The sequence below is a fragment of the Collinsella aerofaciens genome (assembly GCF_025289055.1).
GTDB lineage: Bacteria > Actinomycetota > Coriobacteriia > Coriobacteriales > Coriobacteriaceae > Collinsella.
Genome location: NZ_JAESIQ010000012.1, coordinates 1,929 through 28,335, shown reverse-complemented (window position 1 = coordinate 28,335; position 26,407 = coordinate 1,929). Strand labels below are relative to the sequence as shown.

Annotated in this window: 18 protein-coding genes and 1 tRNA gene; 15 read left to right on the top strand and 4 right to left on the bottom strand. The window is 61.0% G+C overall.

Going from position 1 to position 26,407, the window contains the following annotated elements:
• Positions 1–79: 79 nt before the first annotated feature.
• On the bottom strand, positions 80–3,826 hold the full coding sequence (locus tag JMJ97_RS04895; protein WP_195361636.1) for a phosphoribosylformylglycinamidine synthase: 3,747 nt from the start codon (positions 3,824–3,826) through the stop codon (positions 80–82).
• Between the two features lie 184 nt (positions 3,827–4,010).
• Between JMJ97_RS04895 and JMJ97_RS04890 the strand changes: the two genes are divergently transcribed.
• The gene (locus JMJ97_RS04890) at positions 4,011–5,573 is read left to right on the top strand and encodes a cation:proton antiporter domain-containing protein (protein ID WP_196026051.1); all 1,563 of its coding nucleotides are present in this window, start codon (positions 4,011–4,013) and stop codon (positions 5,571–5,573) included.
• Positions 5,574–5,918: 345 nt separating this feature from the next.
• Here JMJ97_RS04890 and JMJ97_RS04885 read toward each other — a convergent pair whose 3' ends face one another.
• Together JMJ97_RS04885 and JMJ97_RS04880 are read right to left on the bottom strand one after the other, a co-directional pair.
• Positions 5,919–6,668, bottom strand: coding sequence for an SDR family NAD(P)-dependent oxidoreductase (locus JMJ97_RS04885; protein ID WP_195361634.1), 750 nt, complete (start codon positions 6,666–6,668; stop codon positions 5,919–5,921).
• A 214-nt stretch (positions 6,669–6,882) separates the two neighbouring features.
• Complete coding sequence (locus tag JMJ97_RS04880; protein WP_225093345.1) at positions 6,883–8,226, bottom strand: homoserine dehydrogenase; 1,344 nt, start codon at positions 8,224–8,226, stop codon at positions 6,883–6,885.
• 251 nt (positions 8,227–8,477) lie between these two features.
• Between JMJ97_RS04880 and JMJ97_RS04875 the strand changes: the two genes are divergently transcribed.
• The 8 genes from JMJ97_RS04875 (at position 8,478) to JMJ97_RS04840 (ending at position 15,579) form a co-directional block, all read left to right on the top strand.
• Entirely contained in the window at positions 8,478–8,729 is a 252-nt protein-coding gene (locus JMJ97_RS04875; RefSeq protein ID WP_225093346.1) for a hypothetical protein, read from the top strand.
• A gap of 215 nt (positions 8,730–8,944) precedes the next feature.
• Positions 8,945–10,132, top strand: coding sequence for an ABC transporter substrate-binding protein (locus JMJ97_RS04870; RefSeq protein ID WP_006234442.1), 1,188 nt, complete (start codon positions 8,945–8,947; stop codon positions 10,130–10,132).
• A gap of 139 nt (positions 10,133–10,271) precedes the next feature.
• Positions 10,272–11,153 carry a branched-chain amino acid ABC transporter permease gene (locus tag JMJ97_RS04865; RefSeq protein ID WP_040358647.1) on the top strand — a complete coding sequence of 294 codons (882 nt, stop codon included), beginning with the start codon at positions 10,272–10,274 and terminating at the stop codon, positions 11,151–11,153.
• A gap of 9 nt (positions 11,154–11,162) precedes the next feature.
• Positions 11,163–12,242, top strand: a complete 1,080-nt coding sequence (locus JMJ97_RS04860) for a branched-chain amino acid ABC transporter permease (RefSeq protein ID WP_260699354.1) — start codon at positions 11,163–11,165, stop codon at positions 12,240–12,242.
• On the top strand, positions 12,232–13,092 hold the full coding sequence (locus JMJ97_RS04855) for an ABC transporter ATP-binding protein (protein WP_089573307.1): 861 nt from the start codon (positions 12,232–12,234) through the stop codon (positions 13,090–13,092). The genes JMJ97_RS04860 and JMJ97_RS04855 overlap by 11 nt, the downstream gene beginning before the upstream one ends.
• On the top strand, positions 13,093–13,806 hold the full coding sequence (locus JMJ97_RS04850) for an ABC transporter ATP-binding protein (RefSeq protein ID WP_006234438.1): 714 nt from the start codon (positions 13,093–13,095) through the stop codon (positions 13,804–13,806).
• 294 nt (positions 13,807–14,100) lie between these two features.
• A complete protein-coding gene (locus tag JMJ97_RS04845; RefSeq protein WP_260699353.1) occupies positions 14,101–14,778 on the top strand; it encodes a copper homeostasis protein CutC in 678 nt (225 codons plus the stop codon).
• A 3-nt stretch (positions 14,779–14,781) separates the two neighbouring features.
• Entirely contained in the window at positions 14,782–15,579 is a 798-nt protein-coding gene (locus JMJ97_RS04840; RefSeq protein WP_260699352.1) for a DUF4931 domain-containing protein, read from the top strand.
• Between the two features lie 30 nt (positions 15,580–15,609).
• Here JMJ97_RS04840 and JMJ97_RS04835 read toward each other — a convergent pair whose 3' ends face one another.
• Positions 15,610–16,608, bottom strand: coding sequence for a bile acid:sodium symporter family protein (locus JMJ97_RS04835; protein ID WP_260699351.1), 999 nt, complete (start codon positions 16,606–16,608; stop codon positions 15,610–15,612).
• Between the two features lie 275 nt (positions 16,609–16,883).
• On the opposite strand from JMJ97_RS04835, the gene recJ reads away from it, so the two are divergent.
• From recJ to JMJ97_RS04805, 6 genes are all read left to right on the top strand, one after another.
• The gene (gene recJ, locus JMJ97_RS04830) at positions 16,884–20,171 is read left to right on the top strand and encodes a single-stranded-DNA-specific exonuclease RecJ (protein WP_260699350.1); all 3,288 of its coding nucleotides are present in this window, start codon (positions 16,884–16,886) and stop codon (positions 20,169–20,171) included.
• Between the two features lie 15 nt (positions 20,172–20,186).
• Complete coding sequence (locus JMJ97_RS04825; RefSeq protein ID WP_148332598.1) at positions 20,187–22,547, top strand: RelA/SpoT family protein; 2,361 nt, start codon at positions 20,187–20,189, stop codon at positions 22,545–22,547.
• Between the two features lie 88 nt (positions 22,548–22,635).
• Positions 22,636–23,319 (top strand): MBL fold metallo-hydrolase, encoded by a 684-nt coding sequence (locus JMJ97_RS04820; protein ID WP_338404616.1) that lies wholly within the window; start codon positions 22,636–22,638, stop codon positions 23,317–23,319.
• 194 nt (positions 23,320–23,513) lie between these two features.
• On the top strand, positions 23,514–24,380 hold the full coding sequence (gene fba, locus JMJ97_RS04815; protein WP_035137086.1) for a class II fructose-1,6-bisphosphate aldolase: 867 nt from the start codon (positions 23,514–23,516) through the stop codon (positions 24,378–24,380).
• A 250-nt stretch (positions 24,381–24,630) separates the two neighbouring features.
• On the top strand, positions 24,631–26,064 hold the full coding sequence (locus JMJ97_RS04810) for a transglutaminase-like domain-containing protein (protein ID WP_260699348.1): 1,434 nt from the start codon (positions 24,631–24,633) through the stop codon (positions 26,062–26,064).
• A 39-nt stretch (positions 26,065–26,103) separates the two neighbouring features.
• Positions 26,104–26,190, top strand: a tRNA-Leu gene (locus JMJ97_RS04805).
• The last annotated feature ends 217 nt before the right edge of the window (positions 26,191–26,407 follow it).

The window sequence follows — 26,407 nt, the reverse complement described above, 5'->3', positions numbered from 1 at the left end:
GAAGTAAAAAAGAACCCGCCACCGGATGTGTCGGTGGCGGGTGTTGTTACCCGAAGGGATTGTACCTGATGGGAAAGGTTTAAGCGAAGTAGGCCACGCCGCTCTCAAAGATCGGCATGAACTTATCGCCGGGGACATGCTCGGGCACGTTGCGGTACAGGTTGTCGCCGCGACGCTCGGCATGGCCCATCTTGCCCAGGACGCGGCCGTCGGGGCTCGTGATGCCCTCGATGGCGAGTGCGGAGCCGTTGGGGTTGACGGAAAGATCCATGCTGGGCTTGGCGTCTTCGCCCACGTACTGCGTGGCGACCTGGCCGTTGGCGATCAGCTGGGCGAGCACTTCGTCGTTGGCGACAAAGCGGCCCTCGCCGTGGCTGATGGCGACGGTGTAGGGGTCATCTAGGCTGCACTGCGACAGCCACGGGGACAAGTTGGACGAGATGCGGGTGCGCACCAGACGGCTCTGGTGGCGGCCGATGGTGTTGAACGTCAACGTGGGCGCATCGGGTGTGGCGTCGACGATGTCGCCGTAGGGCACCAGGCCGAGCTTGATCAGGGCCTGGAAGCCGTTGCAGATGCCCAGCATCAGGCCATCGCGGGCCTTGAGCAGGTCGCGGACTGCCTCGGTGACCTCGGGAGCGCGGAAGAACGCCGTGATGAACTTGGCGGAGCCGTCGGGCTCGTCGCCGCCCGAGAAGCCGCCGGGGATCATGACGATCTGGCTTGCACGGATGCGGCGGGCAAGCTCGTGGGTGCTCTCGGCGACGGCCTCGGGCGTGAGGTTGTTGATCACGAAGGTGTCGGCTTCGGCACCGGCTGCGCGGAAGGCACGTGCGCTGTCGTACTCACAGTTGTTGCCGGGGAACACGGGGATGATCACGCGCGGACGGGCGATCTTGGCGCCGCTGTACACGTGGATGTCCTTGGCACGGAAGTCGATGGTCTCGACCTCGGGGGTCTCGTCGGCGCTGCGGTAGGCAAAGACGCCCTCGATGCCGCTCTCCCAGGCCTCCTGGAGCTCGGAGAGCTCGATGACCTCGGAGCCGGTGTCGATGACATAGCCTTCGACGGTGGTGCCCAGGGGCTCGACGACAACGCCGTCGGCGACCTCGGGCAGCTCGGCATCCTCGGCGAGCTCGACGATAAAGCTGCCGTAGAGCGGGGTGAAGAGGCTCTCTACGTCTACATCATCGGCAAGCTCGATGCCGATCTGGTTACCGACGCACATCTTAAAGAGGCTCTCGGCGCCGCAGCCGTAGCCGGGCGTGGAGATGGCCAGGGCGTTGCCGGTAGCAGTGAGCGCCTCGACGGCGTCAAACGCGGCGAGCAGCTGCTGAGCGTCGGGACGGTAGTCCTCGCCATAGGTAGCGGGGGCGATGCGGACGACGCGGTGCGTGAGGCCCTTGAACTCGGGCGAGACGGCACGGGCGGCTCTGCCCACGGCGACGGCGAAGCTGATCAGGGTCGGCGGAACGTTGAGCTCGCCGGCCTCGTCCTCAAACGAGCCGCTCATGGAGTCCTTGCCACCGATGGCGCCGGCACCCAGGTCGACTTGGGCCATGAGGGCGCCCAAGACGGCTGCCGTGGGCTTGCCCCAGCGCTCGGCCTCGGTGCGCAGACGCTCGAAGTACTCCTGGAAGGAGAGATAGGCGCGCTTGTGCTCAAAGCCGGCAGCCACGAGCTTGGCGATGGACTCGACCACGGACAGGTAGGCGCCCGCAAACTGGTCGGCCTCCATCAGATAGGGGTTGAAGCCCCATGCCATGGCACTCGCCGTGGTGGTCTCGCCGTCCACGGGGAACTTGGCGACCATGGCCGAGCTGGGGGTGAGCTGCGTCTTGCCGCCAAAGGGCATGAGCACGGTCGCGGCGCCGATGGTGGAGTCGAAGCGCTCGGAAAGGCCCTTGTTGGAAGCGACGTTGAGGTCGGTGACAAGCGAGGTCATGCGCTCGGCAAGCGTGGTGCCGGCCCAGCTGGGCTGCCACACGCTGCGGGCGCATACGTGGGCGATCTGGTGCTTGGGCGCGCCGTTGGAGTTGAGGAACTCGCGGGATAGGTCGACGATGGCGACACCGTTCCAGGCCATGCGCATGCGCGGCTCGGCGGTAACCTCGGCGATAACGGTCGCCTCGAGGTTCTCCTCGGCGGCGTAGCCCATGAACTCCTCGACGTCACCGTCGGCGACGGCGCAGGCCATACGCTCCTGGGACTCGGAGATAGCGAGCTCGGTGCCGTCCAGGCCGTCGTACTTCTTGGTCACGGTATCAAGGTCGACATACAGGCCGTCGGCAAGCTCGCCCACGGCGACCGAGACACCGCCGGCGCCAAAGTCGTTGCAGCGCTTGATCAGACGGCAGGCATCGCCGCGGCGGAACAGGCGCTGCAGCTTGCGCTCGACCGGGGCGTTGCCCTTCTGGACCTCGGCACCCGAGGTCTCGATGGACTCGGTGTTCTGGGTCTTGGAGGAGCCGGTGGCGCCACCGATGCCATCGCGGCCGGTGCGGCCGCCCAGCAGGATGATCTTGTCGGTGGGGGCGGGGCACTCGCGACGAACGTGGTTTGCCGGGGTAGCGCCCACGACGGCGCCAACCTCCATGCGCTTGGCCACGTAACCGGGGTGATAGAGTTCGTTGACCTGACCGGTGGCAAGGCCGATCTGGTTGCCGTAGCTGGAGTAGCCGGCGGCGGCAGTGGTCACGAGCTTGCGCTGCGGCAGCTTGCCCTCGAGCGTCTCGGAAACCGGGACGGTGGGGTCGCCGGCACCGGTGACGCGCATGGCCTGATACACATAGCTGCGGCCCGAGAGCGGGTCACGGATAGCGCCGCCCACGCAGGTGGCGGCACCGCCGAAGGGCTCGATCTCGGTCGGGTGGTTGTGGGTCTCGTTCTTAAAGAGGAACAGCCAGTCCTGGTCCTCGCCATCGACATCGACCTTCACCTTGACGGTGCAGGCGTTGATCTCCTCGGACTCATCGACATCGGTCATTACGCCGGTCTTCTTAAGGTACTTAGCGCCGATGGTGCCCATGTCCATGAGGCAGACGGGCTTGGCGTCGCGGCCGAGTTCGTGGCGCATCTCCATGTAGCGGTCGAAGGCCTGCTGCACCACGGCGTCGTCGATCGTCACGTCATCCAGGACGGTGCCGAAGGTGGTGTGGCGGCAGTGGTCGGACCAATAAGTGTCGATCACGCGGATCTCGGTGATGGTGGGGTCGCGGTCCTCATCGCGGAAGTACTGCTGGCAGAAGGCGATGTCCGCCTCGTCCATGGCAAGGCCGCGCTCGGAAATAAAGGCGGCAAGGCCGGCCTCGTCGAGCTCGCGGAAGCCGTCGAGCACCTCGACGGGCTGGGGCTCGGGGGTCTCCATGTACAGCGTCTCGGGCAGGTCGAGCGAGGCGATGCGCGCCTCGACGGGGTTCACCACGTAGTGCTTGATGGCATCGATGGCGGCTTCGTCCAGAGCGCCCGAGATCATATAGACCTTGGCGGAGCGCACGGCGGGGCGCTCGCCCTGGCTGATGAGCTGCACGCACTCGCTGGCGGAGTCGGCGCGCTGGTCAAACTGGCCAGGCAGGAATTCGACGGCAAAGACGGCGCCATCGCTTGCGGGGAGCTCGTCGTAGGTCACATCGACCTGGGGCTCGCTAAAGACGGTCGGCACGCAGGAGCGGAAAAGCTCCTCGTCGATGCCCTCGACGTCGTAGCGGTTGATGATCCTCAGGGCCTCGATGCCCTTGATGCCGAGAATTTCGGTCAGCTCGCCCTTGAGCTGCTGAGCCTCGACGTCGAACCCGGGTTTCTTCTCCACGTAGATACGAGAGACCATTGGTTCCTGCCTTCCTGATCGGTTGGGCGTACGGTACGGTATGCGGCAGCGGTCGGTTTACGGGGCAAGCCTCGCGGTCGCCTTGAGCCACATGTTTGTAAACCTCACTATGATACGACAGCTCGCGGCGCGTTGAGGACGGCGAGGGTGCTACAGTGAAGCGCAAACAAGAGAAAGGCATCACATGGCATTCGTTTCGCTCGCCATCATCGCACTCGTGGCCTTTGCGAGTCCTTTTATCGCCTCGGCGATTCCCGGAAAACCTGTTCCCGAGACGGTCTTTTTGCTCGTGCTCGGCGCGGTGCTGGGACCCCATATGCTCGGCGTCATCCATGTAGATGCTGAGGTCTCGCTTGTGTCCGAGCTGGGCCTGGCCTTTTTGTTCCTGCTTGCCGGCTTTGAGATCGACCCCAAGAGCATCACGGGCGTCGAGGGGCGCTACGGCTTGGCGACGTGGGCCGTCACGTTTGGTATCGCCTGGCTTGCCGTGCGCTTTACCCCGTGGTTCTCGGTCAGTCATTTCGACGGTATCGCCGTGACGCTTGCCCTCACTTCGACGGCGCTCGGCACGCTCGTGCCCATCATGCGTGAGCGCTCGCTCACTGGCACGCGTGTGGGCGACTCGATTCTCGCGTATGGCACCTGGGGTGAGCTCGGCCCTGTGCTCGCCATGTCGGTGCTGCTGTCTGCCCGCACTGGCATCCAAACGCTCGTAATCCTTGGCTTGTTTGCGGTGGTTTGCGTGTTGCTGGCTGTGGTCCCAAGCCGCTCCAAGCGTGTCGGCAGCCGCTTCTTTGCGTTTGTCGAGGAACGCGCCGATACCACGTCGCAGACCTTCGTGCGCCTGACGGTGCTCATCCTGGTCACACTCGTGGCGTTCTCGGCCGTCTTTGATCTCGACATCGTGTTGGGTTCTTTTGCCGCCGGCTTTGTCTTGCGCTATATCATCCCCGAGGGCAACCATACGCTCGAGACCAAGCTCGATGGCCTGGCCTACGGCTTTTTGATTCCGGTATTCTTTACCGTATCGGGCGCAAAGATCGATCTGACGGCCGTGGCGTCGCGCCCGGGTCTGCTCGTGGGCTTTATCGTGGCGTTGTTGATTATTCGTGCCGTGCCCATTCTTATTTCTATGAGCATTTGTCCTGCGACGCGCGATGTGTCGGCGTATGGTCGCATTACCGTGGCCCTGTACTGCACCACGGCCCTGCCGATCATCGTTGCCGTGACAAGCGTTGCCGTCAACGCGGGCGCGCTGTCGCAAGATATTGCGTCGGTCATGGTTGCTGCCGGTGCCATCACGGTGTTCTTGATGCCGTTGCTCGCGCAGCTCTTCTACCGCGTGGTCGACGCCGCGCCGGTCGCCGCCGTGGCAGAAGTTGCCGAGCATCCATCCGATGCGCTCGACATCCTGCGCGCCCATCACGATTTGGCGAGCCTGCTCGCACGTGAGCACGAGCTGCTGACTTCGCATGGCCATGGTCGCGTATTCGAGGGCTTGCCTACGCTCGATACGATTGCCGAGCGTCTTTCCGCCGAGGCGGCGAGCGGCCACATCGATGCCCGCATCGTGGACGCGGCGCATCTTCTTGCCGATAAGACCTATGGTGATGAGGTCGACCCGTCCGAGCTGACCCCGCGCGAGCGTCGCCGCCTGGAGCGCGCCAAGCTCGCCGTGCGCGAATACCGCCGCCGCATGTTGGAGCTCTATGCAAGAGAAGAAGCCGAGGACGACGACGGCAAGTAGTCGATACTCTCTCGGGGAAGCCGCGTCCCGCTTTGAAGGCTCGGAACGGGATGTGGTTTCCGAAACGGGGGCCGTTGGGAAACTGTGTCCCGGAATGGGCGCTCAGAGTGGGATGCAGTTTCCGCGAGAGACCCGTTGCGGAAACGGTATCCCAGAATCGGCGTTCAAGACGGGGCGCTCTTTCCGAAACATGGCCCTGAGGGAAGCTGCGTCCCGGTCTGAGTCGGGACTGCGGGACACAGCTTCCCTTTCAAACAGAAGAAGGCGCGCTGCCTGCAGTTGATGCAGACGGCGCGCCTTCTTTGTTGGACTATGTTGAGGCTGGGAGCTGAGGCTTGTGGTCCCTTAAGAGCGGGCGGCTCCGTCGACGGGGAGCACGGCGCCCGTGACGTAGGAGGACATGTCGCTCGCCAGGAAAACAAAGGCGTTGGCGACATCCTCGGGCTCGCCCATGCGACCCAGCGGAATGGTGGCGATGATGGGCTTAATAACCTCTTCGGGCAGGTTAGCGACCATATCGGTTTTGGTTACGCCGGGTGCAACGGCATTGACGCGAATGCCCACGGGGGCGAGCTCGCGCGAGAGCGACTGGACCATACCGTTGACGGCAAACTTGGACGTGGGGTAACCGACGCCGGAGGGCTGGCCGTACTTGGCGACCATCGAGCTTGTGGTAGTGATGGTGCCGCCGTGGCCGGCCTCGGTCATGATCTTGGCGGCAGCCTGGTGGCCATTAAAGACGGCGACGACGTTAAGGTCCATGACCTTTGCGAACTCCTCGGCCGTGTAGTCCAAGAGGGGTGAACGCTGGGAGATACCGGCATTGTTGACGACCGTGTCCAAGCCGCCCATGTCGGATGCAGCCTGGGTAAAGGCCTCGGTCACGGCTTCGAGTGAGGTGAGGTCGCAGGAGCGGCCCCAGACCTTGGCGTCGGGATAGGCGGCTGTCAGCTTCTCAACGGCCGCATCGGCGGTCTCTTGACGCGAGCCAAAGACAGTGACGGAGGCGCCCTCCTCGATAAAACGGCAGGCGATGGCATAGCCGATACCGCGCGTGCCTCCGGTGATGATTGCTTTCTTGCCCTCGAGCAACATGGTATTTCCTCTCATCGCGGGCGGACATTCGCAGCACAGCGTAGCCGTAACCGGAATCGGCCGTGTTTGCATATCGGTGAACGGTAGCCCGCGTTACCGATGAGCGGCTCGCGCAAATGTGCCCTGTCGTTGTGCTTAGGGCAGGAGACAAAAAGGCTCCCATCCCACATCGGACGGGAGCCCTCAAAGCGTGTATTGCTAGGCAAGCGTTGGATTAGTTGGCCATAACACCTTCGGTCCAGGCCTCGACGTCCTCGATGCGCAGGACGTTGGCGACCTCGGCCACGCAGTCGACGCTGGCAAGCTCGGCAGCGGCAGCCTGGACGTCCTTCTCGAGCGCGCGGTGCGTCAGGAAGATGACCGAACAGGCATCGCTGACGCCCGACTTGCCGTCTTCGACCTGGTTGATGAGCGAGATCGAGATGTTGTGCTTGGCAAAGATGTTGACCGTCTCGGACAGGGCACCCACGCGGTCGGCGACCTTCAGGCGCACATAGTACTTGGTCTGGAGCTCGTCCATGGGCTTAAAGGCGAGGTTGTGGCCATAGGGCTCAATCTCGGGCAGCGGAGCCACGCCGCGGCTGATCTGCTCGGAGAGCGACAGGATATCGCCCACGACGGCGCTCGCGGTGGGGAAGGAGCCTGCGCCGGCACCGTAGAACATGGTCTCGCCTACGGCGTCGCCTACCACGTAGACAGCGTTCATGGCGCCGTTGACCTTGGCAAGCATATGGTCGGCGGGAATCAGTGTGGGATGCACACGGACGTCGACACCGGTGTCGGTGTTGCGGGCGATACCGAGCAGCTTAATGGTGTAGCCGAGCTCGCGGGCTTGGGCGATGTCCTCGGCACCGATGGTACGGATACCCTGCTGGTACACATCGTCGGTGGTAACGCGGGTGCCAAAGCCGATGGAGGCGAGGATGGCCGTCTTGCTGGCGGCATCGAAGCCGTCGACGTCGGCGGACGGGTCGGCCTCGGCATAGCCCTTGGCCTGTGCGTCGGCAAGCACGTCGGCGTAATCGGCGCCCTCGGCGTCCATGCGCGACAGGATATAGTTGGTGGTACCGTTGAGAATGCCGGCGATGGTCAGGATCTTGTTGCCCACCAGGTCGTGCTCGAGCGTGCTCACGATGGGGATGCCGCCGCCGCAGCTGGCCTCGCACTTAATCTGCACGCCGCACGCGCGCGCCTTCTCGGCGAGCGTCTCGACATGACGGCCCAGCAGGGCCTTGTTGGCAGAGACGACATGCTTGCCGTTCTCGAAGGCAGTGGTGAAGATCTCGGTTGCGGGATGCTCACCGCCGATCAGCTCGACGACGATGTCGACGGCGGGGTCGCTGACGACATCGTGCCAGTCACTCGTAAAGGCCTCGCGCTCAATGCCTGCCGCCTCGGCCTGCTCCCAAGCAAGCGCGCAGGCGCGGGTCAGCTTAAGGTCGATGCCGTAGGCTGCCAGGTACTCATCGTGGTGGCTGTTGATCAGACGGGCCACGCCGCCGCCGACGGTTCCCAGACCGATCAGACCGACGTTCACGGTGCGCAGGGGTTCGCTCATAGATAGCTCCTTCGTGCATCTTATGGATGGATTAACCGCTTAAAGGTTGAGTGCATTCTAGCGTGAACCGAGGGCGCGTGCTCGCCAGGCAACAGGAGTCGCACAAAACGGCACCCCCGAAACGCTGCGGAAACATTGGAAACATGCTCGCTACAAACGGAACTCCGTAACAAACTGTCAACGTTTGCGCCATAAGGTTTGCCCCGTACCGCAAGACGGCCGCGCTGCGGCCAGCGAAAAAGGGGGACACCATGTTTAGCATCAACAACGTACTTAACCGCAGGAGTTTCCTTGTTGGAGCCACGCTTATTTTTGCCCCGATCTATTACACCCCAGCGTCCGTTTTGCTCAAGAACGCCAAGGACATGAGCTACGACATGACACTAATGGGTGTCGACGGCATGGACAGCCTATGTGATCCAGGACGGCAAGTACATCGCCGCCTAAGTGCGCATAAAGCGCGACCGGTGAGGCCGTTTTATTCAGGGCAGGGACGCCTGTAACAGAACGGAAACATTACTTTCACACAATAAAGTGGCATTACTGCATAAAGTAATAGAAATACGCAGAATTATGGATAAATGAACAAATCCAAAGAAAAGTTGAAATAATCGCCACTTTCCTTAACTAAAGCGTCTAGTATTTTGCGAACGCCGAACACGGCGAAGGATGGCCTGTCGGGTAGCCGAAACCCGACGAGATTTGAGAGGAGAGCCGCATGTCGAGCCTCACCGGTAAGTCATTGAACCCTGTTATGAATCGCAGGAGCGTTATCGCGAGCGCAGCAGGTCTGGGGGCGATGTCCATTCTAGCTGGCTGCTCCTCCAACGGCGGCGACAGCGGTTCCGCTTCGAGCGACGCTTCGTTTAAGATCGGTACCATCGGCCCGCTGACCGGCGCCAACGCGTCCTACGGCAAGTCCGTTACCCAGGGTGTCGAGCTTGGCTGCAAGGATTTCTCGACCAAGGAGCTGCCGCTTGCCAGCAAGGCCGAGGATGACCAGGCCGACGGCGAGAAGGCCGTCAACGCCTTCAACACCCTGCTCGACTGGGGCATGCAGGCCCTCGTCGGCCCGACCACCACGGGTGCGTCGGTTGCCGTTGCCGCCGAGTGCGGTAACGACCCCAAGACGTTCATGATCACCCCGTCCGCGTCCTCCGAGGACGTCACCGACGGCAAGGATTGCGTCTTCCAGGTTTGCTTCACCGACCCCAACCAGGGTGTCAACGCTGCCAAGTTCCTGGCGCAGAAGTATGCGGACGAGAAGTTCGTGCTGTTCTATAACTCCGGCGACGCCTATTCTTCGGGCATCGCAGATTCCTTTAAGGCCCAGGCCGCTGAGTCCAAGCTCGAGATTGTTGACGAGGAGACCTTTAAGGACGACTCCGCCACGAGCTTTACCAACCAGCTGACCAAGGCCAAGCAGGCCGGCGCCACCATGATCTTTGCGCCGATCTACTACACGCCGGCGTCCGTCCTGCTCAAGAACGCCAAGGACATGGGCTACGACGTCAAGATGATGGGCTGCGACGGCATGGACGGCATCCTGGGCGTTGAGGGCTTCGATACCTCTCTTGCTGAGGGTCTGCTGCTCATGACCCCGTTCTCCGCCGACGACGAGAAGAACGCCGACTTCGTTAACGCTTACAAGGATAAGTACGGCGATACCCCCGACCAGTTTGCCGCCGACGCCTACGACGGCGTGCACGCGGTGGCCGAGGCCGTCAAGGAGGCCGGTCTTGGTGTCGACGCCGATCCGACCGAGGTCGCCGAGAAGCTGTCCAAGGCTATGCTCAAGATTACCGTTGACGGTCTGACCGGCAAGCTCACCTGGAACGATAAGGGCCAGGTCCAGAAGGAGCCCACGGCGTACGTCATCACCGACGGCAAGTACGTACAGGCCTAATTGGCCGCCTTACATAGAGCGGTTTTGATCCCAAGCAGGGGAGGTTTTGGCCTTCCCTGCTTGCTTGGTATCTAGGGACAGCGTAACGTCCCTGTTTCATACATTAACTGGAAACCTATTCGAAAGGGGGATGTGGAACATGACGGTCTTTATCCAATACCTGGTCAACGGCCTGTCCATGGGCAGCGTCTACGCCATCATCGCGTTGGGCTACACCATGGTCTACGGTATCGCCAAGATGCTCAACTTCGCTCACGGCGATGTCATCATGGTCGGTGCCTATGTCTCGTTCTGCGCCACGTCGTATCTCGGCCTCCCGGGCTGGGCATCTGTAGTTCTCTCTTGTGTGGTCTGCACGGTTCTCGGTGTTCTCATTGAGGGTCTGGCCTATAAGCCGCTGCGCCAAGCAGGCCCGCTGGCCGTTCTGATCACGGCCATCGGCGTGTCTTACTTCCTGCAGAACGCCGCGCAGCTTCTGTGGGGCGCCACGCCCAAGAACTTCACTTCGCTCGTCACCTTCCCGGTGCCGGAGTTCTTGGCCAAGTTTAACGTAAGCGCCGTCTCGCTCGTCACCATCGTCGCCTGCCTGGTTATCATGGCCGGCCTGATGTTCTTTACAGGTAAGACCAAGATGGGCAAGGCCATGCGCGCCGTGTCCGAGGACAAGGCCGCCGCTCAGCTCATGGGCATCAACGTCAACCGCACCATCTCGATGACGTTCGCCATCGGCTCCGCCCTCGCTGCCATCGCCGGCGTGCTCCTGTGCTCCTACTCGCCGGTCCTGCAGCCCACCACGGGCGCCATGCCTGGCATCAAGGCCTTCGACGCTGCCGTTTTCGGCGGCATCGGCTCCATCCCCGGTGCCTTTGTCGGCGGCATTCTCATCGGCATCATCGAGGCAATGGCGCAGGCTTACATTTCCACGAGCCTTGCCAACTCCATCGTCTTTGGTGTTTTGATCATCGTCCTGCTCGTCAAGCCTGCCGGCCTCTTGGGCAAGTACGTCCCCGAGAAGGTGTAGGTGAGCGTTATGAAGTTTCTTAAAGACAAGCAGACGCGTCACGACTTTGTCACGTACGCCATGTGCGTTGTGGCGTTCGCCATCGTCTTCTTTATGCAGTCTAACCACATGATCCCGCGCATGATCGCCGGTCAGTTGGTTCCCATCACGGCCTATATCGTCATGGCAATCTCCCTTAACCTCGTCGTCGGCATCGCGGGCGACTTGTCGCTGGGCCACGCGGGCTTTATGAGCGTCGGTGCCTATACGGGCATCGTCACTGCCGTCGCGCTGGAGAGCACCGTTCCGTCCGATCCGATGCGTCTGATCATCAGCATTGTGGTCGGCGCTATCGCCGCTGCCCTCTTGGGCTTCTTGATCGGTATCCCGGTCCTGCGCCTGAGCGGCGACTATCTGGCCATTGTGACCCTGGCTTTTGGCGAGATCATCAAAGAGGTCGTCACCTGCCTCATTGTGGGCGTCGATTCCCGCGGCCTGCATGTGATCTTTAACATCACGGGTAACTCCACGATCGACGACCTGCACCTGCTCGAGGACGGCACCGCCATCATCAAGGGCGCGCAGGGCGCATCGGGCGTGTCGACCTATTCGACCTTCCTTGCCGGCGCAATCCTGGTTATGGTCGCGCTCGTGATTGTGCTCAACCTGGTTCGCAGCCGTACCGGTCGTGCCATTATTGCCGTGCGCGATAACAAGATTGCAGCCGAGTCCGTAGGCATCTCCGTCACCGAGTACCGCATGATCGCCTTCGTGGTTTCCGCTGCCCTCGCCGGTGCTGCCGGAGCTCTCTTCGGCGGTAACTTCTCGCAGCTCTCCGCCACCAAGTTCGACTTCAACACGTCCATCCTCATCCTGGTGTTCGTGGTCCTGGGTGGTCTGGGCAATATGCGCGGCTCCGTCATCGCCGCGGCGTTGCTCACGGTGCTTCCCGAGCTGCTCCGTCAGTTCTCGGACTATCGCATGCTCATCTACGCCATCGTGCTGATCCTGGTCATGATCTTTACCAACAACCCGCAGCTCAAGGCGTTCTTCGCACGCATTAAGGACCGCCTTGCTTCCAAGAAGGAGGTGGCAGCCGATGCCCAGTAAGTTTGAGTTCAACAAGGGCAAGATGGTTCCGTATCCTTCTGGCGCCATCGTTCCCGACCGCGACCTGGGTCAGCGCCCGGCGCTCGAGTGCATTCACCTGGGCATTGAGTTCGGTGGTCTTAAGGCAGTCGACGACTTTAGCCTGACTATCGGCAAGACCGAGATCGCCGGTCTCATCGGCCCCAACGGCGCTGGCAAGACCACGGTCTTCAACCTGCTCACCAAGGTGTACCAGCCTACGCACGGCACCATCCTGCTCGACGGTGAGGACACTTCGGGCAAGTCGGTCTACCAGGTCAACCGCATGGGTATTGCCCGTACGTTCCAGAACATCCGTCTGTTCAACACCATGACGGTGGAGGACAACGTCAAGGTCGGCCTGCACAACCAGGAGCGCTACTCCGGTTTTGAGGGCGTGCTGCGCCTGCCTACGTATTGGAAGCACGAGAAGGCCGCCCACGAGCGCGCCATGGAGCTGCTGTCCATCTTTGACATGGAGCACCTGGCAAATGAACAGGCCGGCTCGCTTCCTTACGGCGCTCAGCGTCGTCTGGAGATCGTTCGCGCGCTTGCCACCAACCCCAAACTGCTGCTGCTCGACGAGCCTGCCGCCGGCATGAACCCGTCCGAGACCGCGGAGCTCATGGAGAACATCGTCAAGATTCGCGACACCTTTGGTATCGCCATCATGCTTATCGAGCATGATATGTCGCTCGTTATGAACATCTGCGAGGGCATCTGCGTGCTCAACTTTGGTAAGGTCATCGCCAAGGGCACGGCCGAGGAGATCCAGAACAACGACGCTGTTATCGAGGCATATCTGGGCAAGCAGGATAAGGGGGAGAACTAAATGGCAGAGCCGATGCTTTCCGTCTACAACATCAACGTCTGGTACGGCGCTATCCACGCCATCAAGGACATCTCCTTTAACGTCAACGAGGGCGAGATCGTGGCTCTGATCGGTGCCAACGGCGCCGGCAAGTCCACGACGCTTAAGACCGTCTCGGGCCTGCTGCGTTCCAAGACCGGCTCCATCAAGTTTATGGGCGAGGACATTACCCATACGCCTGCCGACAAGCTGGTGGGCAAGGGCCTGGCCCAGGTGCCCGAGGGCCGTCGCGCGTTTTTGCAGATGACGGTCGAGGAGAACCTGGAAATGGGTGCCTATACGCAGCCCAAGTCCACGGTTGCCCCGGGCCTTGAGCGCGTCTACGAGCAGTTCCCGCGCCTTAAGGAGCGCCGCCGTCAGGTCGCCGGCACCCTTTCGGGCGGCGAGCAGCAGATGCTCGTTATGGGCCGCGCACTTATGAGCAACCCCAAGCTGCTTATGCTCGACGAGCCCTCCATGGGCCTGGCGCCGATTCTGATCGAGCAGATCTTCCAGATTGTCGAGGACCTGCACAAGGCCGGCACCACGGTGCTTCTGGTCGAGCAGAACGCGCAGATGGCGCTTTCCATCGCCACGCGCGGCTACGTGCTCGAGACCGGCAAGATCACCATGACCGGCACCGGCCAGGAGCTCCTGCACGACGACAACGTGCGCAAGGCTTACTTGGGCGGCTAGGCGGTTCCGCCGTTCTGCCGAACGGCGGACCAGTTGACGCTGCGCGGGCACCAGAGCGACAACTTGTCATTCAAAGAGGGCGGCATGACCAGAAGGTCTATGCCGCCCTCTTTTCATGCCAATTTGTTCGCTCTGGTGCCCGCTCGCTGTCCGTCCTCTGCCTGCGGCGTTGGAGGTAGTCGTTGAGGACGTTTTCCTTCGTCCCCGCCAAATCATTTTGCTCTGTCATGCGGGTTGGTATTTAAAGTGCGACAATGCCATGTGGAAATAGAAGTGTCATCTGGGGGTCTATCTATGCTGTACGAGTTTTGTGCCGAGAACTTTGAGCGGGTGCCGGCGGCTATCGATGCCGGTGCAAGGCGTATTGAACTGTGCGACAACCTTGCCGTCGGTGGCACTACACCCTCGGCCGGTGTTATCAGCGCTACAGTCAGCTATGCTCACGAGCATGACGCGCGAGTGATGTGCATGATCCGTCCGCGTGGTGGCGACTTTCATTACAACCAGGACGAGCTGCGCATGATGGAGATGGACCTGGGCCTTGCTGTGAGCGCCGGCGTTGACGGCCTGGTCTTTGGCTGCTGCAAGCCCTTTGCCGGCGGCTGGGCGCTCGACGAGCTCACCCTCGGCGCCCTCGTTATGGCTACGGGCTGCGCGACCGAGGAATGTAAGCGCGAGTCCATCGACATCACCTTCCACATGGCGTTTGACCAGCTCTCGCCCGAGGCTCAGCTCGATGCGATTGATACACTTGCCGACTGCGGCGTTACGCGCATCCTCACGCATGGCGGCGCTGCCGGTACGTCGATCGAGGATAATTTCGATCACCTGGCTCGTTTAATCGAGTATGCGGGCGATCGTTTGACCATCCTTCCCGGCGGCGGCATCACTACGGCAAATCGCGACGCGGTCGCGGCGGCGCTGGGCGTCTCCGAGCTCCATGGCACCAAGATCGTGCCGCTGGAGGTATAACCCGTGGCGCTGGTATTTGACGTTCAGCAGGCGAGCGGTAAGCCCGACGATAATCGTCGCCCTGGCACCGCGTGCCCCTTTTGCGACACGGAGGGACTTGCCAACATCATCCAGCGCGATGGTGACTGCATCTGGCTCGAGAATAAGTTCAAGACCTTGCGGGCCACACGTCAGACCGTATTGATCGAGTCTGCCAATCACGACGCCGACCTGGTGACCTATGAACCGGATGAGCTGCATCATGTGATGCGGTTTGCCCTGGGCTGTTGGCAGCAGATGATCGATTCTCAACAGTACCGCAGTGTGCTCATGTACAAGAACAAAGGCCCGCTTTCGGGCGGCAGCCTCGTCCATCCACACATGCAGATTGTGGGCCTGGAACAGGAGGACGGCTATGCGGCGCTGACCTCAGCCAACTTTGAAGGCATCAGTGTCTGGCAACAGGGGAGAATCTCGGTCGACATCTCAACCGAACCGATCATGGGGTTCTTTGAGGTCAACGTCTCGGCTCCACAGGGAATCGCCGCCAGCGACGACGCCCGCGATCAAGCCGAAGCGGACCTGTTTGCCGATGCGATTCAGGTGGCCCTGCGCTATATCCTGCACGAGCACCATGGCGGTCGCGCGGAGTCGTACAACTTGTTCTTCTACCACATGGACGGCCGGACCATTGCCAAGGCTCTGCCACGTTGGGTGGTTTCGCCCTACTTTGTGGGCTATCGTCTGGCCCAGGTCAATGCCGAGACCACGCTCGATATCGATGCTGAGCGCCTGCGTGCGCATCTGGAAACGCTCGCGTAGCAAGGCGAGCGCCTGCGAAAAGAGTGCTGCTTAGCGTGCCATCGCGTCGCGCCCGGCCTCGACCCGCTTGCGCTGTTTGGCGCGCTCCTCGCCGGTCAGACGTTCAAAGAGATGTCCGATAAGCGAGGCGAGTACCTGCTGAAACAGCGTGCCGCACATGACGGGGAACACGACCTCGCCGGGAAAATACTGTGTGGCGATGACGGCGCCCGAAGAGATATTGCGCATGCCACAGGTAAAGCACATGGTGGTCGTCTCGCTATACGGCAGATGCAGGACACGTGCGACCAGGATGCCGATGATAAAGCCACTGATGGCGAACGCCAGGATAAAGAGGGCGACTTCCAGGCGTACCATGTTCATGTGCAGCACGTACTCGCTCATGGCGGTGGAGTTGGACGCGATGACGCCCATCATCATGAACTTGCAGGCGGGCGAAAGCGCGGGGGAGAGTTTCTCATGACCCCAGCCGCGCGTGAGTTCGTTAATGACGATACCGAGCACGGCGGGTATGGCGATCATAAAGGCCATATTCTGCATCATGCTCGGCACGTCGATCGAGACGGTGGCGCCCAGCAGGAGCTTGAGCGTAAGAGGAATCGTCACAGGTGAGATGACCGAGGACGTCAGGATGATGGTGAGCGCGAGCGGGCCGTTGCCGCCGAACATGCTAATCCACATAAAGGCAGTGACTGCCACGGGCACGCTGTACTCGAGCACGATGCCGCAGACAAGGTTGGGGTTGGAGCCAAAGAACAGTGAGCCCATGGCATACGCCGCGATGGGGATGAGCACGGCCGAGACAAATAACGCCAAAATCAAATGCAGCGGACGGCGGAACACCTCAGCTACCTGGTGGAAGGTGTTGCTGAGCGCACCCTGAAACGTCATAAAGGCGAAGAGCGCGGGAACGATGGGCTTGAGAACGCCGATCTGCTGGGGAAAGAGCACGCCGAGCGTTACGCAAATCGGAACGATGACCTGCATGTGCCCTGCGAGAAACTTGCCCAGTCCAACCCATTGCTTCATATACTCTTGTGACTCCCTTTGCTCGTGAACCCGTTTTGAATGGATATGCTAGACGCTCGCATGCGTCCGTGCGGCTGAAACGTTCGATTATTTCGAGGCTATTACCGTCCTCGTTTATCGAAACCACGGCGTGCTGGACGTTGTGCGTCCGCGCTGCACGGTATAATAAATCCGTTCAACAGATCTGCCTGCCGAAGCGGGCATACACAGAGGACTCATCGCTATGAACCGTGAGAGGTATCGCGGCGACCTGCCCCTATCGGGGGTGGGCGCCTATGTCATCGCTTAAGACGACGCATCGCTGGGCAGTCGCTCAGCAAAACCCCGAGCTCGAAAAGGAGCTTTCGGCTGGCCTGGGCATACCAGGGTTGGTGGCGCGCATTATGGTTGCGCACGGCATTACATCCATCGAGGAAGGCCAGCTGTTTTTGACGCCTTCGCTCGATCGCGACTGGGCCGACCCACTCATTATCCCGGGCATGTCGGTCGTTGCCGACCGCATCGAGCGTGCTATTCGCAACCACGAGCACATCGCCGTCTTTGGCGATTTTGACGTTGACGGTATTACGTCGACTTGTCTGTTGACCGAGGCGCTACGTTCGTTTGGCGCCAACGTCACGCCGTTTATTCCGCATCGCTTTGACGAGGGCTACGGCCTGTCGCGTGCGGCGCTCGACCGCGTCAACGAGCTCGCCCAACCCAACCTGATCGTGACCGTCGATAACGGCATTGCCGCCAAGGAAGAGGTTTCCTATCTGGAGAGCCTGGGGATCGATTTGGTGGTCACGGACCATCACGAGCCCTCCGACCAGGTGCCGCAGGGCGTGCCCCTGACCGACCCCAAGCTCGAGGACGAGGGTCCCTCGCGTGAGCTTGCCGGTGCCGGCGTGGCACTCAAGCTGGTGCAAGTCCTGGGCGAGCGTCTGGACAAGCCGTCGTATTGGCGTTCGCTGATCGAGGTCGCGGCGCTGGGCACCGTGTCCGACATGATGCCGCTGACGCCCGAGAACCGCGCACTGGTCGCCGAGGGCATCCAGCAGATGCGCGTGACGGCCCGCCCCGGTTATATCGCGCTTGCCGCACTTGCCAAGGCCGACCTTTCTACCATTACGGCCGACGGCCTGTCGTTTTCGCTCATCCCTCGTCTGAATGCTGCCGGCCGCATGGCTGATCCCAAGCTGGCGCTCGACCTGCTGCTTGCCCGCGACCCCATTGAAGCGAGCGCGCTTGCCGCCGAGCTCGAGGAAATCAATCGCCAACGCCGCGAGATCGAGGCCGAGCTTACGCGCGATGCCATGGCGAAGGTCGAGGAGACTTATGACGGCGGGCGCGCAATCGTCGTGGGAGGTGAGGGCTGGCACGAGGGCGTCAAGGGCATCGTGGCGAGCCGCCTGACCAACCGCTACCACGTGCCGGCGCTGCTGTTCTCGATCGAGGACGGTATCGCGCGCGGCTCTGGTCGCTCGGTGGGCAAAGTTAACCTGTTTGACGCCATCGAGCGCTGTTCCGACCTGATGATTCGTCGCGGCGGACATGCTGGTGCGGTGGGTGTGACCATCGAGGCATCCAAGCTCGATGAGTTCCGCCGTCGCCTTTCCGCCGTGTTGTCCGAGCTTCCCGCCGAGGACTTTGAGGACACCGACGAGGTTGCCGCCACGGTCGACCTTTCCGAATTGAATATCGAGACCATCGAGCAGATTTCCCGCCTTGAGCCGTTTGGCCAGGGTAATAAGGTGCCGCTGCTGGCTGCCGAGGGCGTGACGATGTGTGATCGTGCCGTGGTGGGTAAGACCGGCGAGCATATGCGCTTCGTGGCGACGGATGGCGCTGCGAGTGTGCCGGCCATCATGTTTCGTGTACCGCAGATCGACAGGCTTATCAATTGCGACAGCGCCGTCGACTTGGTGTTCGAGGCCGTTGCCGAGCATTGGCAGGGTCGTGTGAAGCCCAAGCTCATGGTCAAGGATGTTCTGGTCCGCGATAGCACGCTGCCCAGCGTCGACGATCCGGCATGCGAGCTTCGTCGTGGCGTGCTGCCGGTGGACTCCGATCTGCGCCTGGAGTCGCGCAAGCGCGAGACGCTTGCCCAGCTTTCTTATACCGAGCTGACGCGCTCGCTTATCCATAGCTTTATCGGCTCGAACCAGCCGCACCGCGCTCAGGTTGAGGCGCTCGACGCTTTGGCCGATCACCAGAGTGTCTTGGCGGTTATGGGAACGGGCCGCGGCAAGTCGCTCATCTTCCATGTGCATGCCGCGCGTGAGGCGGTGCTTCGCGGACGTGCGAGCATCTTTGTCTATCCGCTGCGTGCGCTCGTTGCCGACCAGGCCTATCACCTCTCGTCGACGATGGCAGCGCTTGGCATTGGCGTTGGCGTGCTGACCGGCGAGACCGTGGAGGCCGCACGCGATGACGTGTTCGCCGGTCTAGCTTCGGGCCGCACCGGTATCGTGCTCACGACGCCCGAGTTCCTGTCTATCCACCGTGACCGCTTCGCGCGTTCGGGCCGCATCGGCTTTGTCGTTATCGATGAGGCGCACCACGCCGGCCTTGCCAAGGGCGGCGACCGCAGCGCCTATCTTGACATGCCCGATATCCTCAAAGCCCTGGGCGACCCGGTCGTTATGGCTGCGACGGCCACCGCGACGGCTCCGGTCGTGGCCGAGCTTGCCCGCATGTTGCCGATCACTCGCACGGTGGTCGACGAGACGGTGCGCGAGAACCTGCAGCTCGAGGACGACCGCGACCTTGCGAGCCGCGAGAACCGTTTGGTGTCGATCGTGGCGACGGGGGAGAAGACCGTCATTTACGTCAATTCGCGCGACCAGTCCGTGGCGCTCGCCAAGACGTTGCGCAAGCGTGTGCCCGATTGCGCAACCCATATCGCGTTCTATAACGCGGGGCTTGCGCGTTCCGATCGCCGTCGCGTGGAGGAAGCATTCCGAGACGGCAGCCTCAGCTGCATCGTCTCGACATCTGCCTTTGGCGAGGGCGTCAACCTGCCCGATATCCGCCATGTCGTGCTCTATCACATGCCGTTTGGCGGCATTGAGTTTAACCAGATGAGCGGCCGTGCCGGTCGCGATGGCCAGCCCGCCGTGATCCACCTGCTCTATTCGTCGCGCGATGCCCGCATTAACGAGCGCCTGCTCGACTGCTACGCACCCGAGCGCGACGAGCTCGTCACACTCTATCGCGCGCTGCAGACCATGTGGCGCTCCAACCGCGGCAAGACCGGGGATGATTCATTCTGCGCAAGCGATATCGACATCGCGCAGATGTGCCTTGCCATCGATGCCCGCACGCCGGTCGACGAGCGCTCGGTGGAAAGCGGCCTAGGAATCTTCGAAGAGCTTGGTTTCTGTCGCGTTTCGGGGTTTGACGACACCCGTCGCATCGCGATGGCCGAAAACCCCGGCCGCGTGCAATTGAGCAGGTCAATTCGCTATTTGGAGGGCTTGCGCTCGCGCATGGAGTTTTCGGCTTTCCGGAGCTGGGCGCTCGATTCGTGCGCTTCTGATATGCTAGCCAAAGTTAACCGCCCGATCGTACCGCGGGCCTAGGGGAAGGGGACCTCGATGGATGCCGCAGCCCGTACCGCCCATGATTCCACCCTCCAGCCGTTTTCGGAGATGGAGCACTATAAGCATGCCGATGAGCTGCCGCCCGAGATTATGGCGGACAGCTACGACAAGCTGGAGCGTCTGTGCCTCAAATATATGAATGAGGACGACTTTTCTAAGGTTGAGCAGGCCTACTGCTTTGCTGCCGAGAAGCATTGCAACCAAAAGCGGCGCTCGGGTGAGATGTACATCAACCATCCCGTCGAGGTGGCCATCATTCTGGCCGATCTTAAGATGGACTGTGACGTGGTGTGCGCCGCGCTGCTGCACGATACCGTCGAGGATACCGAGACTTCGCTTGCCGATGTTTCCGGCCTGTTTGGCGATACGGTGGCCGAGCTCGTCGATGGCGTGACCAAGCTCACCAACATCGAAGTCGACAGCATGGACGAGAAACAGGCCCTCACGCTGCGCAAGATGTTCCTCGCCATGTCCAAGGACATCCGCGTCATCATCGTTAAGCTTGCCGACCGTCTGCACAACATGCGCACCCTTGCAGCCCTGCGTGAGGACCGTCGCCTGTTTAAGGCTCGCGAGACCATGGACGTGTATGCGCCTCTGGCCGACCGTCTGGGCATGAGCTCCATTAAATGGGAGCTCGAGGACCTGTCCTTCTTCTACCTTGAGCCCGACGCCTACCAGCGAATCGCGCGCATGGTGGCTGAGTCGCGCGAGGTTCGCGAGCGCTATCTGGCCGAGACCATCAAGACGCTCACCGACGAGCTCAACCGCATTGGCCTGGAGGGCTTCCAGATCAACGGCCGCTCCAAGCACTATTGGTCCATCTACCAAAAGATGAAGCGCAAGGGCAAGGAATTCTCCGAGATCTACGATTTGGTGGCGCTGCGCGTTATTACCCATTCGGTGCGCGATTGCTACTCCACGCTCGGCGCAGTGCATACGCTGTGGCACCCCATGCCCGGTCGCTTTAAAGACTATATCGCCATGCCCAAGGTCAATAACTACCAGTCGCTCCATACGACGGTTATCGGCCCCACGGCCCGCCCGCTCGAGATTCAGATTCGAACCTATGAGATGCATGAGCAGGCCGAGTACGGCATTGCCGCCCACTGGCTATATAAGAAGTCGGGCGGATCGTCTGCTTCCAAGACCAATGACGCTCAACGTTTGGACGACCAGATCAACTGGCTCAAGCATTCGCTCGATTGGGCTGCGTCTGATGAGATCACCGACGCCAAGGAATACCTGCATTCGCTGAAGGTCGACCTCTTCGATCAGGAGATCTTCGTCTTTACGCCCAAGGGCGAGGTCATGGCGCTTCGTGCCGGCTCCACGCCGCTCGACTTTGCCTATGCCGTTCACACCGAGGTGGGAAACCACTGCGTCGGCGCTAAGATCAACGGTGCTGTGGCCCCGCTCACGCACGAGATCAAGACGGGCGACCGCGTTGAAATCCTGACTAACAAGAGTTCCAAACCGTCGCGTGATTGGCTCAAGATCGTCAAGACGCCTTCGGCCAAGTCCAAGATCCGTCGCTACTTTGCCGCCGCGACTAAGGACGACGACGCTGCCGCCGGCCGCGATATGCTGGCCAAGGACCTGCGCAAGCGCGGGTATGGCATCTCCACGCCGCGCTCCACGCGTGCGCTCAACGCCGTGGCGGAGCAGTTTAACTTCAAGCAGCTCGAGGACCTGTTTGCTGCCGTTGGCGCCGGCAAGGTTGCCCCGCGCGCTGTGGGTAATAAGGTCGAGCAAATCTTGGACCCCAAGCCCGAGGAACAGCTCACCAAGGCCGAGGCTATCGCCGAGGTCGTGAAACAGCCGGCCCGCGGCTCCAACCGCAAGCCGCAAAAGCGTGGCAAGAGCGCAAGTAACGGCATTATCGTTAAGGGCGAGAGCAACAGTGGCCTGCTGGTCCGTCTGGCTCATTGCTGCAACCCCGTGACGGGCGACGATATCGTCGGCTTCATCACGCGTGGCCGAGGTGTCTCAGTGCATCGCGCCAACTGCCCCAACGTCAAGGGCCTCATGGAGCACCCAGAGCGCATGATTGACGTAGAGTGGGATGGTGCTGCCGACACTCTCTTCCAGGTCGAGATCGTGGTCGAGTGCCTGGACCGCATGGGCCTGCTCAAGGACGTCACCATTGCCATTGGCGATGCAGGCGGCAATATCCTTTCCGCCGCCACCTCGACCAACCGCGAGGGTATTGCGACTCTGCGCTTTATGGTCGAGATTTCGGATGCGAGCGGCCTGGATCCGCTGCTGGCTTCCATCAGCAGTGTCGATTCGGTCTACGACGCTCGCCGTCTTATGCCCGGCGAAGGCGGAGCTCAGCTCAAGCGCCGTGTGTAGGTGCGAGAGCCTCTCAGCATCATAGATATTGGTTACGTTCGAGGCATCGTTTGGTGCCTCGAACGTATTTTAGAAGGAGGGCATGCGCATGGACGATATGACTTTGGACCTGACACCCCGAGGTGCGGCTTCGATTGAGGCGCTCGTCAACGGCCCGATTCAGACCAACAGTTACGCCGTGATTTCGAATGACGAGTGCTTAATCGTCGATCCGGCGTGGGAGGGCGAGCGTCTTGTGGAGCATATCCGCACCGCGCATCCCGAGGTGCGCGTACTCGGCTCTGTCTGCACGCACGGTCATGCCGACCATGTTGGCGGGGTTGCCGGGGTTCGAGCTGTCGTTGGCGACAGTGCACTATATGAGTTGTGCGCTAAGGACGTGACGGTACCTCGCGCAAATATCGAGGAGCAGCGTGTCATGTGGGGTATCGAGACGCCCGATCCGGGTGAGCCGACGCGTTTGCTTGCCGAGGGCGATACAATCGAGGTGGGCGACGTCTGCCTGCAGGTGATCGAGACGCCGGGGCATACGCCGGGCGGCATCGTCCTGTTCGCCGCGACCGAGCAGGGGAACATCGCCTTTGTGGGCGACACGCTTTTCCCGGGCAGCCACGGTCGTACCGATCTTTCCGGCGGTGACGAGGCGGCGATTATGCGCTCGCTCTCCAAACTTGCCAAGACGCTTCCGCCCGATACCGTTTGCTTGACGGGCCATGGCGATTCGACCACGATGGCGCGCGAACTTATGCAGAACCCGTTTATGCAGATGTAGGCTCGAAGCCGTCTTTCGAACCACGAAGACCGCTCAATCGTCAAGCTATTTTCCCCAGTGGGTCGATTCTGTGGGGCAAACGGTCAAAATTTGTCCAATCGGATGGTATTCGTGAACAAACGAACGTTTATGCTCGGGTATGTCGTGGTAAAATCTCAGGCGTTATCGGAGCAACCTTACAGGAGGTTTCTTTTATGCTCGTCAACGCAGCAGACATGCTCAAGAAGGCCGAAGCCGGCAAGTACGGTCTCGGTGCCTTCAACACCAACAACCTCGAGTGGACCCTGGCTATTCTCCAGGCCGCCGAGGAGGCCAAGTCTCCGCTGATCCTTCAGTGCACCGCTGGTGCCGCTAAGTGGATGGGCGGTTTCAAGGTCTGCGCCGACATGGTCAAGGCTGCCGTCGAGGCCACGGGCGTTACCGTTCCCGTCGCCCTTCACCTCGATCACGGTTCTTACGAGGACTGCTTCAAGTGCATCGAGGCCGGCTTCACGTCCATCATGTATGACGGCTCTCACGAGGAGACCTTCCAGCTTAACCTCGACCGCACCAAGGAGCTCGTTGAGCTTGCCCACTCCAAGGGCATGTCCATCGAGGCCGAGGTCGGCGGCATCGGCGGCACCGAGGACGGCGTGACCTCCAGCGGCGAGCTCGCTGATCCTGCTGAGTGCAAGCAGATTGCTGACCTGGGCGTTGACTTCCTCGCTTGCGGTATCGGCAACATCCACGGCGTGTACCCTGCCGACTGGGCTGGCCTTTCCTTCGAGCGCCTGGGCGAGATCAAGGCTCAGACCGGCGACCTGCCCCTCGTCCTGCACGGTGGCACCGGCATCCCCGAGGATCAGATCAAGAAGGCCATCTCCCTGGGCATCTCCAAGATCAACGTCAACACCGATCTGCAGCTCGTCTTCGCCAAGGGCGTTCGCGAGTACATCGAGGCCGGCAAGGATCAGCAGGGCAAGGGCTTTGACCCCCGCAAGCTCCTCAAGCCTGGTCGCGACAACATCGTTGCCCGCACCAAGGAGCTCATGGAGGAGTTTGGCTCCGTCAACAAGGCGTAAGCGTCGCTAAACTTCCCGCCGGAAGCCCCGTCTCCCTACACTGTTTCCTTTGCGCTCACCTGGCTTCGCCAGAAGTCGCGCCAAGGAAACAGTTCCGGGGGACGGGGCTTCCTTCGTTTAACGCCGCAGGGTTACTGGGCTGAATTCTTTTTTTGACTACCGTTCGGCGGTGTTGATGGCTCCCTTGTTGGGGCTTTCTTTTTATCTCGCTACAATGGACTTCAAGCGTTCTAATGACTTGGAGTTTGGTATGGCTGTTGTTAATGTGTTGCCTTCGGATGGGAAGGTTATTGACGAGGGTCCTGTTGGTTGCTCTGTTGATGTTTGCTGCGATGACTTTCGCCATCTCGATATTGGGCTACCGCCTGAGATTCTTCGTCTTAAGGATGCCGGGTATTTGACGCAGGCTGTTGCCGCCTGCGATCGCCTTTTGGAGCAGAACCCTGAGCCTTCGCTGGCTGCCTGCGTTCGTGCCGAGCGGTATCGCATGCTTGAGACGCCGCTTCATTTTTCGGTGTCGCGCGATCGAGCTATTGCGATGATCCGCGAGGAGTGGCCTGGGTTTACCGAGGAGCAGTTTGACGATCTGATTGACCGTAAGCGTATTGACTGGCGCTTTATCGATGGCGAGCTGTTCGTTCTCGACAACTTCCTCGATTCGCTTCGCGTATATCCCAAAGAGGTTCCCGGCATGCGTCCCGATCCTACGGACGGAATTGCACTGCGCAACGAGATGCTCAAGGAGATGGAGTCACAAAACGGATTGACTCGCGTTATTACGCTTAAGGCGTCCTTGTCTGTCCCCGGCGCTCTAGAGGGGGAGACCGTTCGCGCTTGGCTTCCCGTAGCCGCCACCTGCCGCCAACAGTCTCAGGTCGAGATTCTCGACATGACGCCGGAGGGTGCTGTTGCTCCCGCGAACGCTTCGGCGCGTACCGCCTCGTGGTCTTCTTCGAGTGAGCGCTCATTCTCGGTGACTTATCGCTATCAAATCAATGCCGCTTATCGCGATATTTATGGGGGTGCGCTTCCGTCGCATCCGTGTATGGACGCGCCGTTGCCCGAAGATATTTCTGAGGACCGTCCGCACATTGCATTCACGCCGTATCTGCAGCAGCTGACGGCCGGTGTTGTTGACGGACTCGAGGATCCGCTCGATCGCGCTCGTGCTATCTATGATTATCTGACGCAACATATCGACTATCGCTATCAGCCGCCGTACTTGCTTTTGGGATCTATTGCCGATGACTGCGCGCATTCGCTCCGCGGCGATTGCGGAGTTATGGCGCTCACGTTTATCACCATGTGCCGTATCGCGGGCGTGCCTGCCCGTTGGCAGAGCGGCCTGTACGTTGCGCCCGATTCGGTGGGGTCGCACGACTGGGCAGAGTTCTATACGCCGCAGACCGGTTGGCTCAACGCCGACGTGTCATTTGGATCTTCTGCTCGCAGGATGGGGGAGGAGTGGCGCCGCCGTCACTACTTTGGCAATCTCGACCCGTGGCGTATGGTGGCCAACAATCGATTCCAGGCAGAGTTTGAGCCCTCTTTCGACGGCATGCGCGAGGACCCTTACGATAACCAGATGGGTGAGGCTTCGGTCGACGGTCGCGGATGCCGTCAGCGCGAGATGCTCCGCACAGTCGAACTCATCGAAATGCTCGAAGTTCCATTTTCGGACTAATCGGTAGAAAGCTGTGATAAACTAACTCACGCATTACGTGCCCGAGTGGCGGAATTGGCAGACGCAGTGGACTCAAAATCCACCGTTGGCAACAACGTGCGAGTTCGAGTCTCGCCTCGGGCACCATACATGCAAGTGAGCGTTCAAGGGGGTTGCGGCCCCCTTTTTCGTGCCGAACTCGCGTGAGCGCGCGAAGCGTTAAGCAAACAGGCCTGCGGCCTGTTTGTAGCGGCGCGTGGCGAGGGCGCCGCGCGCCCGAAGCCCGGGGCTTCGCGAAGCGAAGGCCCTTCGAGTCTCGCCTCGGGCACCATACATGCAAGTGAGCGTTCAAGGGGGTTGCGGT